Source organism: Microcystis sp. M090S1 (assembly GCF_020246295.1).
In the GTDB taxonomy this organism is placed as follows: domain Bacteria; phylum Cyanobacteriota; class Cyanobacteriia; order Cyanobacteriales; family Microcystaceae; genus Microcystis; species Microcystis aeruginosa.
Genome location: NZ_JADBTF010000045.1, coordinates 1 through 14,792 on the forward strand (window position 1 = coordinate 1; position 14,792 = coordinate 14,792).

Here is a 14,792-nt window from a genome sequence, read left to right on the forward strand (position 1 = left end):
CGCGGGAATTGAAAGTTTTGTCGCTACTTCACGGGGAGATTTAATCAAAGCCCCTCGATTTTTGTTGAAAGTACAGAGTAAGCTTAAATTGCTACAAAGACGCTTGAAACATCAAGTCAAAGGCTCGAACAATTGGTTGAAACTCCAAGATAAGATAGCGAGATTACACGAAAAAGTGTCTAATACTCGTAGAGATTGGCATTTTAAGTTAGCTCATTACCTTTGCGATCTCGCTGATAATATCTTTGTTGAAGATATTAACTTCGTTTCCTGGTCTAGAGGGATCGTTAGAAAACAATCTCTGGATTCAGGTATCGGTAGTTTTATTAACGAGATACTACCGTTTGTTGTTTGGAAACGGGGAAAATATTATCTTAAGGTTGATAAAAACGGAACCTCGCAAGAGTGTCCGAATTGTGGCGCAATTACTGGTAAAAAAGCGTTATCGGAAAGAGTTCACCGGTGTGATTCTTGCGGCCACATTGAACCGAGAGATACGGCATCAGCGAAGGTAATTGAGAACCGAGGAAAAAACGCGGTCGGACTGACCGTGTTAGAAAACGCTCGCGGAGGCGATTTGACGCGGATCGACTGGGTTAAACTCGGTCGATCTAGTTAAAAGCCTAAGAACCGAGAATCCCCCGCTACACCGCGCTCCGCGGTTAGCGGGGGAGAGTCAATCCCCGATAACTGATAACTGCTAGACTAATTGGGTTACGCTTGCAAGATTAATAAAACCAGTGTCGAGATTAGAATGCAGGGACTTTTAAGAAAACTTTGGCGCGCGATCAAAAACTTTTTTACCCGACTTTTGGGGGGACAAGGGGGAAAGGGGAAAGTACAAGCGATCGAATCTGTTCCCCTAACCGATACAGATTACGAGTTTCTCTATATGCAGTTACTCGATGGAGTGGCCCACGGTTGGCACGAAGGCAGAATTCTGAGATTTTTTGAGAAATTGGGCGATCGAGGTCGGCAAAAAGATTGGGTAGAATGGTTAGAGCGCTTTGGCACCCGTCTGCAATCCTCCGCTTCCCTTAACCAACTTCTCGCCACCAGAATGATCCGTTTGGGAGAATTAGCTCGCGCTTTCCCGGGGATTGAACGCATTGGTGAAGCTTCCTACGAGATCGGTTATCAACTCTACACCAAAGAAACTGCCACTTTAATCTGGGAATACGCCGGCGAAGATGAGGCCCCGGGCAGTTATTCCCAGCCGCAACCCCCAGAAAATCTCTCATATTCGGGTGAAACTAGCGATTTTAACGGTGCTGACCCAGAAAATACCCAATTAGAAACCCTGACCCTCGATGAATTATTTAACCGTCTGCAAAACGATCCTACCCTAGCGGGCCAAATGGCCGAACAATTAGGCATCGAAAATAAGGACGCAGAAAGCATTATTGATAGTCTCATCGCTCAATTTTCCCCCCAGGAGGGCAAAATCCCTGAAACTGCCGCAGATTGGTTTAATCAGGGCTTAGAACAGGCAAATTTAGGCAATTGGTCAAATGCGATCGCTGATTGGGAACAGGCCTTGACGATCGATCCCCAATTAGCCTCGGCCTGGCATAATCGTGGTAGTGCCTTAGCCATGATCGGTAACTACGAAGAAGCTTTAAATAGTTATGATCGCGCCCTAGAAATCACCCCCAACGATCACCAAGTCATTAACGCTAGAGGCAGCGCCCTATACGGACTGCAACGTTGGCAAGAAGCGTTAGAATGTTGGCAACAGGTGCTAGAAGCGGACGATAATTTTTATCAAGCTTGGTACAATCGCGGCAGTACCCTAGAAAATTTGGGCGAAACCCAAGCAGCGATCGCCTGTTATCAAAAAGCTTTAGGGATTGCGCCAGATTTTGAGCTTGCCCAAACTCGTCTAGAGGCTTTACTAGGGCAAAAACCGCCCGAAGACGACGGTAATCCCCCCGCCTGATTCAATCTGAACTTGAGCAGTCAACAGCCTACAATGAGGAGAGGATAGAGACTAATTTTAATGAATCATGCCCAGCAATGAGTATAAAAAGCAAACCTCCTTCACAATCCCGCCTGATCGGTAATGTTTTATTAGCCGTAGGCGGCTTATTTCTGATTGTTAACCTTCTTTTCCCGCAATTATTTGGCCCTAGCGTCCCCAAAGTTCCCTATAGTCTTTTTATCGACCAAGTGGAAGATGGCAACGTCGCTAGGGTATCCGTGGGACAGAATGAGATTCGTTATCAGCTTAAAAACGACCAAGAGGGCAACTACGGACGAATTTTCAGCACTACACCGATTTTTGACCTAGAATTGCCCAAACGTCTAGAAGCTAAGGGCGTAGAATTCGCCGCTGCGCCGCCGCCAAAAAATGGCTGGATTGGCAGTGTCCTTAGTTGGGTGATTCCTCCCCTGATTTTTGTCGGTATTTGGCAATTTTTCCTCGCTCGCAGCGGTGGCGGTGGTCCAGCCGGGGCTTTATCGATTACCAAAAGTCGCGCTAAAGTCTATGTGGAAGGAGACACCACCAAAACCACTTTTAAAGATGTGGCCGGTGTGGAAGAAGCGAAAACCGAATTAGCCGAAATCGTCGAATTTCTCAAATATCCCCAACGTTACATTCAAATCGGGGCGCGGATTCCCAAGGGTGTCCTCTTAGTCGGTCCGCCGGGGACAGGGAAAACCCTGCTGGCAAAAGCAGTAGCGGGAGAAGCGGGAGTTTCTTTTTTTAGTATCTCGGGTTCGGAATTCGTGGAACTCTTTGTCGGTGCGGGTGCGGCCCGAGTGCGAGATCTGTTTGAACAGGCCAAGAAAAAAGCCCCCTGTATTATTTTTATCGATGAATTAGACGCAATCGGTAAATCTCGCGCTAACGGTAATTTTATGGGGGGTAACGATGAACGGGAACAGACTTTAAACCAATTATTGACGGAAATGGACGGTTTTAACGCTGGCGATGCGACGGTGATCGTTCTAGCCGCTACTAATCGCCCCGAAACTCTTGATACCGCCCTTTTACGCCCCGGCCGTTTTGATCGTCAAGTGTTAGTTGATCGCCCCGATCTGGCTGGACGCTTAAAAATCCTCGAAATCTACGCAGGTAAGGTAAAATTAGGAGCGGGTGTGGATTTAAAACAGATTGCTACCCGCACCCCCGGTTTTGCTGGTGCTGACTTAGCTAATCTAGTCAATGAGGCGGCTTTATTGGCAGCGCGCAATCAACGCAGCACCGTCGCCCAAGAGGACTTTAATGAGGCAATCGAGCGGGTAGTGGCCGGTTTAGAGAAGAAAAGCCGGGTTCTCTCGGAAAAAGAGAAGAAAATCGTCGCTTATCACGAAGTTGGTCACGCTCTCGTCGGTGCAGTTATGCCGGGGGGTGGTAAAGTTGCCAAGATTTCGATCGTGCCTCGCGGCATGGCAGCCCTCGGTTATACCCTGCAAATGCCCACGGAAGACCGTTTCCTTATGGATGATACGGAATTACGCGACCAAATTGCTACTCTTTTAGGTGGTCGGGCTGCCGAAGAAATTGTCTTTGGTAGTATTACTACTGGGGCCGCTAATGACCTGCAGCGGGCGACGGACTTGGCCGAACGCATGGTGACGACCTATGGTATGAGTAAGACCCTCGGTCCCCTAGCCTACGAAAAAGGTCAACAGAATAGTTTTTTGGGAGATGGCATGATGAATCCCCGGCGCCTGGTGAGCGATGATACGGCCCGAGCGATCGATAATGAAGTGAAAGAGATTGTCGAAAATGGTCATCAGCAGGCCCTAGATATTCTCGCTCAAAATCGCAATTTACTCGAAGAAATTGCCCAAGAAATCCTCAGTAAAGAGGTGATCGAAGGGGAACAATTGCAGGGCCTGCTCGATCGCGTTAAACCCCTCGATCGAGAACCTGTTACTGTTTAGATTGATTTGATTTTTACCTTACCCCATCTTTCTTCAAGATGGGGTTTTTTCTATTAGACCTCGTCTAAGAGCTAATTTCACGACCGAGGTACGCAAGCGTCTCTAGAACAGATTGAAGCAAAGATCGCCGCTGCTCGACGACAATATCTAAGTTAGCCAACATATACTTTACGTCTTTGTAGGCATTGTCCAGCAAGGCAAGTAATAATTTGCGATCGCCGGCGATGTCTTGTTGCGACCGGGGGCCAGTCCGTTGGGGTAATAAGTCCGCTGGTGGAGAAGGAAGGGAGGGCGATCGCTCGGACTCTAGCTGTTGAATCGTTTGTTGTAAATTTTCAATCACCCCATACATTTCCATCGGGTCAAAAACCCGCAAGAGACTGGTTTGTGTAACAATGCCCAACCCCCGCCCCCAGTTCCAAGAAACCACCAAACGCCCCACCCGCCGTTTTTGCATTTCCTGATGGGCCGTCCACAGGGAATCCTCGGGGCTGAGGAGAAATAAGGGCGTACTCATCACCGTCTGGGCCCTAGTTTTGTGCAGATCGATTTGAACTGCTTGAAATTGGACAAGATCTCGCTCTGTCACAATACCAACCGGGCAGTCATTGTCTTCTGAATCTCGTTGGGTGATCACCACACAACTGACACGATGTTCAGCCATTAACTGGGCCAATTGCAAGACTGTGGCGGTGAGTGGGGCCTGTACCACTTGACTGGTCATCACATCGGATACGCGACGAAACCGCAATAGATTGGCCGGACGCAATATCTGGCGAATACTTTCATGGGAGATCACCCCGATTAACTGTCCTTGGTCATCGACAATCGGCAAATGGCGAATGCGGTAGCGCCGAAACAAAAACAGGGCAGCAAAAATGTCTTGAGCAGATTGCTGGGGCAACGTGATCAGGGGATGTACCATCACATCGGCAACGGTTGTCTCGGACAGGTTAATCCCTTGAGCGGTGAGTCGCACCACATCGCGTTCTGTCAAAATTCCTAATAACTCTTGCCCCTGCACCACCAGCAGACAGCTAACACGCACCTCTCCGGCCGGAGCAGCTAGAGGGGATAGGTCATCGGTGAGTAAACACAGACGGCTATGGGCCTGACCGATCATGGCGATCGCATCCGCCAGAGAAGTGGTTGGCGGCACCGTCAAGGGCTGGCGATTGATCGCCTTTTCCAGATCGGGGGCCCAACTCAGAGGTGTATCAAAGGACATCAGCGCCATCCTGCGATCGCAAAAGCCAAGATAGGCAGAACAGCCACTGGGCAAAGAACCCCGGCTCTCAGAGTTGCCAAAACCCGTTCTAAAACTATCTCAAAGTGTAGCGTCATTTAACTTTTTCCTAAAATATGTAACGTTTTATTACAATTTTTATTAAACTCGTAAAGATTTTCGACCCACTTCGGTGTATCATAGAGGGATGTAACAGGTTAAAGCCTGAAACTTTTTATTTAGGGGTTATTGAGCCTCTAATGGTTTTAGGAGCGGCATCACCAGACGCTGGGGTGAGTACTTCCGGGTTATGCTCGGTCTGAGGGGTTACTCCGGAAATTCTGGACACCTTTCCATATAGTCGATCAAGCACCCGCTTTACGGAAATACGCTGCCATGGTTGACCACGTTTGGTGGTGTAGCCCTGTTCATTAAGCCAATCCGCGATCTTCTGCAAGGATTTCCCTGATTTGTGATGACGGCGAATCAGTTCAATGACCCGGCACTCTTCCGGATCATCCACTAATTCCCCATCGATCGATCGTTGTCCAAAGGCAGGGGAGCCGTAGCCCGCATAACCACCGTTGCTTGCTTTTGCTTGTCTACCTTGTTCTAGCCGCTCCCAGGCAGATAAATCGTTGGAAGGGGTCGCTGTCATAGGGGATGTCAATGCAATGACTTGCAATACCATATTACCGTAACTTAACGTCGCAAATTTGTTTTGATTGGGAGCAGCCGATGACGACTTACAAAGTAAAACCCCTGCATGAGCAGGGACTAGATATCACCATCGATGTCTGGGACGACCAAACTATAGACGATACCCCCGGGAGGTGGACATTGACTGATGCCATTTTTCTTTATTCATAGTCCTGAACCCCAACCCCTTTCTGGGGGGAAAGTTAAAGAGGCCAAGGCCAAGCATTTTTAGATGAGGAGCGGTTCAAAGCTGAATTTATATTGTAAAACGCACCGAGAAGAGAATTTGTCCTAAGTTACACAGCATCAATCTGGAGATATAAACATGGGTACGGCTACATTTATTCAAGATGAAACTGAATTTGATTCCCTCTTAAACAGTGAATCCCTGTTGGTGGTAGATTGCACGGCAACCTGGTGTGGACCTTGCAAACTGGTGGCGCCGTTGATCGATCGATTGGCCGATGACTATCGCGATCGCGCCAAAGTCTTCAAACTTGACCTGGACAGTAACAAACCCGTAGCCAAACGCTTTGGGATTAGAAGTATTCCGGCTGTCATGGTATTTAAACAGGGGAAATTGATAGAAACATTAGTTGGGGTTAAACCCTATGAAGAATTTACCGCTGCAGTAGAACGACAATTATAGTCTTCCACTCTGGACAAACGTCCGACCTTAACCCTTTCCTTCTCACACCACTATTCAATTTTGAGGTATGGCGTTGAACAAGCTGATAGAAATTCGATGTCCCAACTGTGGCAGCGTAGCTCAAAGGCTCTTGAGCGATCGCCTACCCGCAGGATATAAGTGTCCGGCCCGGCAGGTTGCTCAGACGGAATGCCCAGTGTGTGATTATTTCATCGCCATGTGTTGGCAAAACGGCGCTGTGCTGGAGGCCTATGCTCCCGGCATTCAGGGGAACACAGCCGCCGCTACCCCGTCCCAGCCAAAATCAGCGAGCGCCCATTGGCCCGCATCATCTCTGTTGACAGTGGCACTCAGCCCACAAGAGTCTAGGAAATTGCTATCGGGACAACCCTAGTCAACTTTTGTGTTTATACCAGTTCTTTCATTTAAAAAAAACCAAACCATATATGCTACAAGCTCAAGAAATTATGACCCAAAACGTTGTCACCATTCGTGGTTCGGCAACGGTTGCGGATGCCGTGAAATTGATGAAAGAAAAAAAACTGCGAGGGTTGATTGTCGAACCGCGCCATGAACAGGACCCTTATGGAATTGTCACCGAAACCGACATCGTTTACAAAGTGGCGGCCTTTGGCCACGATCCTAAAACTATGCGGGTCTATGAAATTATGGCCAAGCCCTGTGTGGTCGTCAATCCCGAACTGGGGGTGGAATATGTAGCCCGGTTATTTGCTCAAACCCGCATTCGCCGCGCCCCCGTGATTCAGGGCAAAACTTTGCTGGGCATTATTTCTGTCAGTGATATTCTCTTCAAGAGCGATTTTGTCGAAAAGCCCAAGCGGTTGTTCATCGAAGATGAAATTGAAGCAGCCCGGGAAGACGCGCGGGCAATTTGTGCGGCCAAGGGTGAAATCTCTCCCGATTGCGCCGCAGCCTGGGATGTGGTGGAGGAACTCCAGGCCGAAGCCTCCCATCGACGGGTCAAAAAACAGGGGAGTAACTCACTTCAGTCTTACTGCGAAGCCAATCCCGATGCCTTAGAGTGCCGCATTTATGAGGATTAAATCCTGGCGGGTTTTGGGAGAATCGATCGCCTTGAGGATTTCGCCGATCGGTTTCCCCACGCGATCGAGTTCTCGAACATTCTCCACCTTTTCGGATGCGATATAGATCGATCGCTTGCGCTTGCCGAATTCGACTTGATAGGGGGTCTGTGGGTGCTTATGCCCCTAATTCCCCTGAGAGGAGATAATCAAGAAAAGTCTTGGCGATCACGGATAGTTTTTTATCCTTGGGATAAACCACATACCAATGGCGTTGGATGGGAAAATCTTCCACGTCAAGGATGGTAAATTCCCCATGAGGATTATCTAAATTTAAGACGTGCTGAGACAGAACCGAAATTCCTAAACCACCGGCGATCGCTTGTTTAATGGCTTCATTATTGCCGATTTCCAAACGCAAAGATACAGTGATGCCATGGTCGAGAAAAATTTGCTGCACTGCCCGTCTAATTCCCGATCCCATTTCCCGCATGATAAAAGGTTCCCCTTGCAGCCGTTTAATCGGAATTTTTTTCTGTCCCGCTAGGGGGTGATCTTTGCGAGCAATAACCACGAGGGGATTTTCCAGAAACGGTTGAATCTCCAGGTTTAGATCTTCGGGGGGTTCGCTTAAAATATATAGGTCGTCAACATTATTGATTATCCTTGCTTCTAGATATTGGTGATTGGTCAATTCTAGGGACACATCTACCCCTTGGTACTGTTGACAAAAAGGACCTAGGATCTGAGGGATTAAATATTGGGCTGTGGATACCGCCGCTAAACGCAGTTTACCCTGTTTAATGCCCTTGATATCGGCGATCGCCATCTCAAAGTTATCAAGATCCTTGAGAACTGCCTGACAGGTTACTAATAAACCGCGTCCGGCCTCGGTTAAATACAAACGTTTGCCTATCTGTTCAAATAAGGGTAAACCCACTGCTTTAGTCAGTTGTTTCATCTGGGTGGAAACCGTGGGTTGGGTGATCGATAGTTCTTCAGCAGCCCTGGTGAAACTGCCATGACGAGCGGTCGCTTCAAAGACAATCAGTTGATGTAAAGTGGCGTGAATCAAGAGAGGCCTCTAGAGAGCTACACTTCTGTTACTGCCTTGAGGAGCTTTGCTAAACAGAAGCAGGAATGGAGGGGAACGAGTAAAAACCTCCCCACCCCGCTTATATCATAGGTTTAAATCAATACTTTTGTAAAGATATATCGATTTAAACTCAATTTATAAAATTTGCTTGTCAAGATATCCGTTCTAGTATAGATTTATAACAATCGATCTTTAAAAACCATAAAGTTTTGTCTATCAAGGCTGGTCTGTCAACCGCCAGCTTTGTTGTGGCAAAAAATCCTTTGCTCAGTTGGATTCTCATGCAAATAACCAATCGTATTCATTTTGACAATTTGCGGGGCGATATCTTCGGTGGTCTCACAGCTGCCATCGTTTCTCTCCCTCTAGCTCTCGCTTTCGGTGTAGCTTCTGGGGCTGGTGCGATCGCTGGTTTGTACGGTGCTGTCTGTGTGGGTTTTTTTGCTGCCCTTTTTGGTGGCACACCCACGTTAATTTCGGAACCAACGGGGCCGATGACGGTAGTAATGACGGCGATCGTGGCCAGTTTAACCGCCAGAAATCCCGAATTAGGCCTACCCATGGCCTTTACGGTAGTCATGTTAGCGGGCATTTTCCAGATTCTGTTCGGTATCTTCAAAATGGGTAAATACATTACCCTGATGCCCTATAGCGTTATTTCCGGCTTTATGTCTGGGATCGGGGTAATCCTGATTATTCTGCAAATTCCGCCCTTTTTAGGGCAAGCCGCCCCCAAAGGAGGGGTTTTAGGCACAGTGCAGAAAATCCCGGAACTACTCTCTAATATCAATCCCCCTGAAGCCATTCTGGGGGCGATCACCTTGGCGATCATCTTCCTGATGCCCTCGAAATTCAAGCGTTTTGTCCCCCCTCAGTTATTAGCTTTGGTGATAGGAACTCTGATTTCGCTGTTTTTCTTCCAAGGTGCTGAAATTCGCCGGATTGGGGATATTCCCGTGGGTTTACCCACCTTGCAAATGCCCACCTTTAGTGCTGCCCAAATGATCACAATGTTGGTGGATGGGGCAGTTTTAGGGATGTTGGGTTGTATTGATACCCTATTAACGGCGGTAATTGCCGATAGTTTGACCCGTACCGAACACAAATCGAATAAAGAATTGATCGGTCAAGGTATTGGTAACTTAGTATCAGGAATCTGTGGCGGTTTACCCGGTGCCGGGGCCACGATGGGAACTGTCGTCAATATTCAAACCGGTGCGACCACTGCCCTTTCTGGCATTACTCGCGCTTTAATTTTATTAGTCGTCGTTCTCTGGGCCGCCGGTTTAACTAAGAGTATCCCCATGGCGGTATTAGCGGGGATTGCCCTAAAAGTGGGGATCGATATTCTCGACTGGAGTTTCCTGAAACGCTCCCACAAGATTTCTCTGAAAGGGACGCTAATCATGTACGGTGTACTGTTATTAACAGTATTCGTCGATCTGATCGTTGCTGTGGGTGTGGGGGTCTTTATTGCTAATATTCTCACCATTGATCGCCTCAGTGAACTGCAAGCGCAGGAAGTGAAAACAATCACCGATAACGATGACGAGATTCTCCTAAGTCCAGAAGAAAAACGGTTACTCAACCAAGCTAACGGTCGCATCATCCTATTTTATCTCAGTGGTCCGATGATCTTTGGAGTCTCGAAAGCGATCGCCAGGGAACACACAGCCATGAAGGAAGCGGATGTTTTAATCTTGGACTTGAGTGATGTGCCTTTGTTAGGGGTGACAGCTTCTTTAGCGATCGAAAATGCGATTAAAGATGCGATCGATAAAAGTTTACAAGTCTTTATCGTTGGTGCCACCAGCAAAATCCAGCATCGTTTGGAACGTCTTGGCATTTTAGCCCAACTCCCCCCCGATCATGTGCTAATGGACAGAACCATCGCCCTACAACAAGCGGTAACTTTTGTCAAGACCCATCCTCACCAAGAACCAGAGGATTTTGAGGTTAATCAACTAAACAACTAATGCTTGTCTTGATCTGGGCAACCCCATCTGCAGCCTGACTGTCCTTGAGCGGTGGCCCTTTTTCCTATCCCCCAGTTTTATGACCACCTGAAATCTTTAACCCTCATCCCCTTAAACTCATGATTTTGTCCCCTATTCTGCCTCCTTTGATCGGGGAGATAGCGGTTCCCATGGCTCCGCTCCCCTTGCTCGCCGCCGTTGTGGCCGAGGATTCACCGATTATTCTCTCTGGCGTATTGCTGACACTGGTGGTGATTTATCTGGCCAGCAAGCTCGGCGCAGAGGCCGCCCGACGATTGGATTTTCCTCCCGTACTGGGAGAACTGGTCGCCGGTGTGATCGTCGGCGTTTCGGCACTGCATCTGCTCATCTTTCCGGAAGGGGGGCTATCGGCCTCTGACTCGCTGATTATGACGGTACTGCAAGGATTGAATCAATTGGCCCCGGCTGCCGTGGACCGGATCTTTGAGTCCCAAAGTGAAGTGATTTCGGTTCTAGCTGAAATCGGTGTGATTATTCTGCTGTTTGAAATTGGCCTGGAATCGGATCTGCGACAACTCAAGGAAGTGGGAATTCAAGCCACGGTGGTGGCCTGTGTGGGGGTGGCGGCACCTTTTGCGGCAGGTACGGCCGGGTTAATGCTCGTCTTTCATGTGGCGGCTATCCCGGCGATTTTTGCGGGGGCAGCCTTGACGGCAACCAGTATCGGTATTACCTCGAAGGTGTTGTCAGAGTTAGGTCAACTCAAATCCAAAGAAGGGCAAATTATTGTCGGCGCGGCGGTGATCGATGATGTCCTCGGTATTATTGTTCTGGCTGTGGTCGCTAGTTTAGCCAAAACCGGTGAGATTGATGTGACCAATGTTATTTATCTGATTGTCAGCGCTACGGCCTTTTTGATCGGATCAATTTTGTTGGGAGGTATTTTTAACAAAAGTTTTGTGGCGATCGTGGAGCGGCTGAAAACTCGGGGCAATATTGTTATTCCGGCATTTGTCTTCGCTTTCTTTATGGCATTTTTGGGCAATGCTATTCATCTTGAAGCGATTTTAGGGGCCTTTGCCGCCGGTTTGGTGCTTGATGAAACCGATACCCGCAACGAGTTGGATGAGTTAATTAAACCGATCGCCGATTTGCTTGTACCGATTTTCTTTGTGACGGTGGGAGCCCGTGCCGATCTCGGTGTTTTAAACCCAACGGTACCGGAGAATCGGGCCGGACTTTTGATTGCTGTCTTTTTGATGGTTGTGGCGATTATCGGTAAACTGGTGACGGGCTGGGCAGTTTTTGGCCTATCCGGAATCAATCGTCTCGCCATCGGTGTGGGTATGATTCCCCGGGGTGAGGTGGGTCTAGTTTTTGCCGGGATTGGTTCGGCCAGCGGAATTTTGGACAAGCCTTTGGAGGTGTCGATTATTATTATGGTAATCCTGACCACTTTCCTCGCTCCTCCCTTCCTCAGAGTCGCTTTTGGTAAGACGGAAGCTGTTCCCGAAACCCTGGAAGGCAAGGAGCCAGCTAATCCTATTCCTTAATTTTGCGGGTAAAATCTGATTTTTTAGACGAGGCTGAAAATACTTCAGCCTTTTTTGTCGACGATAGTTCCGGGATTTATCGGTTAGAAAGAGCGCAGTTTCCCCGCGACCAACCCCATTCTTCCACTCCCACGGAAATTTGCGAACCGGGACGGACATCTCCTTTCGATAAGTCTATCAGGGTCACACTGACTGCGGCGAATAAACTGCCACGATAAATCGGTTGTCCTTTGTTGTTAGTATTTTTAAAGCTAAGGCTAGAAACTTGGGGAGGTTGACCGGAACGCGTCCAGCGAATGCGTTCAAAACGTCCATTGAGAAATTCTGCCGAATAGGACCAACCGTTATTCATGCGGCCTTGACAAAAAAGCTGTTGTGTGGCCACAGTAGCAGGAATATTGACAGATAAACTCAGAAGGCTGAATGCAGCGAGAGCGATCGGCAAAAATTTCATAAAAGTTGGCACTATAGGGTCAAATAATCCCATTATAAGTTCTTAGCTCGCAAATTTAACTATCGCGGCTGCGGTAAGTTCTGGTTTTTCGAGGTGGGGAACATGACCACAGCGAGGAATCCAGACCAGTTGATTATTAGGTAAAGCCTGCTGAAATTTCTTCGCGTCTTTTGTGCCTAAAATTTGATCGTTTTCTCCCCAAATAATCAGAGTTTCTCGGTTTATTTGGCTTAATTTCGGCAAAAATGACCCATAACCGCCACTTTTGGTAAAGGAGATTAAAGCCTCACTCCAGTGGGGACAATTCAGGTGCAGACTAGCACAGGTGCAAGCATCAACACTAGCCAAAGTTTGATCGAAATAGGCGGTACGACTGATATTTTGGCGCACGCGGGGATTGGCTAAAAAATTAGTTGCCCACTTATCGAGGGGAGAAAACATCAATTTACCCAAAACTGGGGGATTAGCTAGTCCTGCGCTGTCAATGAGGACTAATTTCGCCACTATTTCCGGGTAGGAGAGGGCAAAATCGAGGGCCACTGCACCCCCCATGGAAGCACCGACTAAAATTATCGGTTCGGCGATCGCAGTTCTCCAGAAATGGTAAAGATGGCTTTTAATAGTTTTCGGAGATACTTCTAAATCTGGCTCTCGCTCAGTAAAACCGAAGCCGAGTAGATCTATCGCCCAAGTTTCCCTATTTTGGGCGAGTAAAGGTAGTAAACGCCGAAATTCCAGCAGGGAACTATCAAAACCGTGCAGGAGGACAAAAGGCGGTTGACCTTGCCCTTGTTGACTATAGGTAGTTAGAATCGATCGGGGATAGATGGGGCTATCGATGGCAATTTGGTGGATATTTTCGAGGAGAGCAAGGGAGGTATCTTCGCTCAATCCCTCGCTAACAGTGGGTAAAAAGTTAGGATAATTCACGGATGAGGGGGACAGTTTTTTCTAGAGTTTCCGAACATCGGCGTTGATTTTATCAGCCTGTATCCAAGATTTCCGGTCAAAAAAACCCAGGCTGATAACTGATAGCTGAAAGTTATCTTAATAGCTAATTTCGAGGGTGACAGCAGCGCGCAGGGTTTGTTCCCCTCCGATAACCGGGCTACTGGCAGCATCGGCACTCCGAAAAACCGCTTCTGAGCGAGCTATTGGCACGGGATTACCTGTATTACCCACTTGGATAGAAACCGTTTCTTTCGCCACTAAACCGAGGGCTTGTAACACGATTGTCGCCTGTTCTCTAGCTTGTTCCGTAGCTTTGATGAGAGCGGTTCTTTGGGCAGCTGCGATCGCTGATTCTCCAGCAGTAAAACTGACCCCATCGATGCGTGTTGCCCCGACTTTCACCGCTTCATCGATTAAAATCCCCGCTTGGGCTATATCGATCTGAAAACTAATCAAATTAGCCCCGATATAACCGATTAAACGTCTTTGGTTGTTGCTGTAGTCATAATTGGGCTGTAAACTGATGCCGGTGGTTTCCAATTTTTCCACTTGACGGGAACGGAGAAATTTAACCACCGCATCGCTACGATTGGCGGTTTCCCGCTGCACTTTCCCCGCTTCTTTGCCTTGAACTTCTACCCCTAAGCGCACTACTGCTTGAGAAGTGGCGATATTTTCTATTCCTTCCCCGGTTACGGTAATTGTCCTCAATTCTCTTTCGTTTGCGTAACTAGGCATAACTAATCCGGTGTTGATGAGGATAAGGGACAGCAAAAAAGCCAAGCAAAATTTTCTGTAATTCATGAAAAATCCGTAGCGATCGATACTATATTTCGATTCTAGCCTTTATTTTGGGCAATTGAGTTGCAGATTATCCCTTTTCCGTCACTTTCGCCATATTGGTGACTAAGCTCTGGGAACTTGAAAAGGGGCCTTTAAGCAAGATTGGTGACTCTCTTCGGTTTGGTGGGTAAAATGTATTCTAAGATACAGTCTTGCGCTCAAGTGAGTGTAAAGAACCACAGAGACACAAAGGACACAAAGACCGATCGCTATTATATAAGTTAAACTTGTCACACAAAGAATAAGAGAGCCGATTGGTTCGCACACTGGTGCTGTTGATTAAAAAGATAAATTCTCAAAACTTGCTATGATCTAACAAGATTGTTAATGCACTTTCTCGGATTAATTATCCCCTGCAATGACTCGCCAAATTCACGACCAATTTGCCAAGGAATATTTAGAAGAACTCTTAGCGTCTCTAGGGACG

Annotated in this window: 14 protein-coding genes; 8 read left to right on the top strand and 6 right to left on the bottom strand. The window is 47.7% G+C overall.

What is annotated here, in order from left to right; genetic code table 11:
* The 3 genes from IM477_RS01780 to ftsH4 form a co-directional block, all read left to right on the top strand.
* Nucleotides 1–619: RNA-guided endonuclease InsQ/TnpB family protein (locus IM477_RS01780; RefSeq protein ID WP_287730303.1), on the top strand; the 619-nt coding region annotated here is incomplete at its 5' end.
* Between the two features lie 135 nt (nt 620–754).
* Complete coding sequence (locus IM477_RS01785) at nt 755–1,939, top strand: tetratricopeptide repeat protein (protein ID WP_287730305.1); 1,185 nt, start codon at nt 755–757, stop codon at nt 1,937–1,939.
* A gap of 77 nt (nt 1,940–2,016) precedes the next feature.
* Nucleotides 2,017–3,894 (top strand): ATP-dependent zinc metalloprotease FtsH4, encoded by a 1,878-nt coding sequence (ftsH4, locus tag IM477_RS01790; RefSeq protein ID WP_287730307.1) that lies wholly within the window; start codon nt 2,017–2,019, stop codon nt 3,892–3,894.
* Nucleotides 3,895–3,958: 64 nt separating this feature from the next.
* Here ftsH4 and IM477_RS01795 read toward each other — a convergent pair whose 3' ends face one another.
* Both IM477_RS01795 and IM477_RS01800 read right to left on the bottom strand, forming a co-directional pair.
* Nucleotides 3,959–5,131 (bottom strand): CBS domain-containing protein, encoded by a 1,173-nt coding sequence (locus IM477_RS01795; RefSeq protein ID WP_287730308.1) that lies wholly within the window; start codon nt 5,129–5,131, stop codon nt 3,959–3,961.
* Between the two features lie 223 nt (nt 5,132–5,354).
* The gene (locus tag IM477_RS01800; RefSeq protein WP_012267172.1) at nt 5,355–5,810 is read right to left on the bottom strand and encodes a recombinase family protein; all 456 of its coding nucleotides are present in this window, start codon (nt 5,808–5,810) and stop codon (nt 5,355–5,357) included.
* 333 nt (nt 5,811–6,143) lie between these two features.
* Here IM477_RS01800 and trxA point away from each other — a divergent pair, with 333 nt between their 5' ends.
* The 3 genes from trxA to IM477_RS01815 all read left to right on the top strand — a co-directional run bounded on the left by trxA (nt 6,144) and on the right by IM477_RS01815 (nt 7,531).
* Nucleotides 6,144–6,467 (top strand): thioredoxin, encoded by a 324-nt coding sequence (trxA, locus tag IM477_RS01805; RefSeq protein ID WP_079206136.1) that lies wholly within the window; start codon nt 6,144–6,146, stop codon nt 6,465–6,467.
* A 67-nt stretch (nt 6,468–6,534) separates the two neighbouring features.
* A complete protein-coding gene (locus tag IM477_RS01810) occupies nt 6,535–6,861 on the top strand; it encodes a hypothetical protein (protein WP_287730311.1) in 327 nt (108 codons plus the stop codon).
* 52 nt (nt 6,862–6,913) lie between these two features.
* Nucleotides 6,914–7,531 carry a CP12 domain-containing protein gene (locus IM477_RS01815; RefSeq protein WP_287730312.1) on the top strand — a complete coding sequence of 206 codons (618 nt, stop codon included), beginning with the start codon at nt 6,914–6,916 and terminating at the stop codon, nt 7,529–7,531.
* Nucleotides 7,532–7,688: 157 nt separating this feature from the next.
* Here IM477_RS01815 and IM477_RS01820 read toward each other — a convergent pair whose 3' ends face one another.
* Nucleotides 7,689–8,585: a LysR family transcriptional regulator gene (locus tag IM477_RS01820; RefSeq protein WP_287730313.1), complete on the bottom strand. Its 897-nt coding sequence runs from the start codon at nt 8,583–8,585 to the stop codon at nt 7,689–7,691.
* Nucleotides 8,586–8,887: 302 nt separating this feature from the next.
* On the opposite strand from IM477_RS01820, the gene bicA reads away from it, so the two are divergent.
* Together bicA and IM477_RS01830 are read left to right on the top strand one after the other, a co-directional pair.
* Nucleotides 8,888–10,582, top strand: coding sequence for a bicarbonate transporter BicA (gene bicA / locus IM477_RS01825; RefSeq protein WP_052278416.1), 1,695 nt, complete (start codon nt 8,888–8,890; stop codon nt 10,580–10,582).
* A gap of 119 nt (nt 10,583–10,701) precedes the next feature.
* Complete coding sequence (locus IM477_RS01830) at nt 10,702–12,117, top strand: cation:proton antiporter (protein ID WP_287730314.1); 1,416 nt, start codon at nt 10,702–10,704, stop codon at nt 12,115–12,117.
* 76 nt (nt 12,118–12,193) lie between these two features.
* Here IM477_RS01830 and IM477_RS01835 read toward each other — a convergent pair whose 3' ends face one another.
* The 3 genes from IM477_RS01835 to IM477_RS01845 form a co-directional block, all read right to left on the bottom strand.
* On the bottom strand, nt 12,194–12,571 hold the full coding sequence (locus tag IM477_RS01835; RefSeq protein ID WP_041805046.1) for a hypothetical protein: 378 nt from the start codon (nt 12,569–12,571) through the stop codon (nt 12,194–12,196).
* A 42-nt stretch (nt 12,572–12,613) separates the two neighbouring features.
* Nucleotides 12,614–13,501: an alpha/beta fold hydrolase gene (locus IM477_RS01840; protein WP_287730316.1), complete on the bottom strand. Its 888-nt coding sequence runs from the start codon at nt 13,499–13,501 to the stop codon at nt 12,614–12,616.
* A gap of 117 nt (nt 13,502–13,618) precedes the next feature.
* Entirely contained in the window at nt 13,619–14,326 is a 708-nt protein-coding gene (locus IM477_RS01845; protein WP_190723812.1) for an SIMPL domain-containing protein, read from the bottom strand.
* Nucleotides 14,327–14,792 lie beyond the last annotated feature (466 nt).

What these genes read in the sequence shown, in the direction of transcription:
- IM477_RS01830 (WP_287730314.1), top strand. Translation starts at nt 10,702, where the DNA reads ATGATTTTGTCCCCTATTCTGCCTCCTTTGATCGGGGAGATAGCGGTT.
- IM477_RS01800 (WP_012267172.1), bottom strand. Translation starts at nt 5,810, where the DNA reads ATGGTATTGCAAGTCATTGCATTGACATCCCCTATGACAGCGACCCCT.
- IM477_RS01835 (WP_041805046.1), bottom strand. Translation starts at nt 12,571, where the DNA reads ATGAAATTTTTGCCGATCGCTCTCGCTGCATTCAGCCTTCTGAGTTTA.
- IM477_RS01795 (WP_287730308.1), bottom strand. Translation starts at nt 5,131, where the DNA reads ATGGCGCTGATGTCCTTTGATACACCTCTGAGTTGGGCCCCCGATCTG.
- IM477_RS01785 (WP_287730305.1), top strand. Translation starts at nt 755, where the DNA reads ATGCAGGGACTTTTAAGAAAACTTTGGCGCGCGATCAAAAACTTTTTT.
- IM477_RS01815 (WP_287730312.1), top strand. Translation starts at nt 6,914, where the DNA reads ATGCTACAAGCTCAAGAAATTATGACCCAAAACGTTGTCACCATTCGT.
- bicA (WP_052278416.1), top strand. Translation starts at nt 8,888, where the DNA reads ATGCAAATAACCAATCGTATTCATTTTGACAATTTGCGGGGCGATATC.
- trxA (WP_079206136.1), top strand. Translation starts at nt 6,144, where the DNA reads ATGGGTACGGCTACATTTATTCAAGATGAAACTGAATTTGATTCCCTC.
- IM477_RS01810 (WP_287730311.1), top strand. Translation starts at nt 6,535, where the DNA reads ATGGCGTTGAACAAGCTGATAGAAATTCGATGTCCCAACTGTGGCAGC.
- ftsH4 (WP_287730307.1), top strand. Translation starts at nt 2,017, where the DNA reads ATGAGTATAAAAAGCAAACCTCCTTCACAATCCCGCCTGATCGGTAAT.
- IM477_RS01845 (WP_190723812.1), bottom strand. Translation starts at nt 14,326, where the DNA reads ATGAATTACAGAAAATTTTGCTTGGCTTTTTTGCTGTCCCTTATCCTC.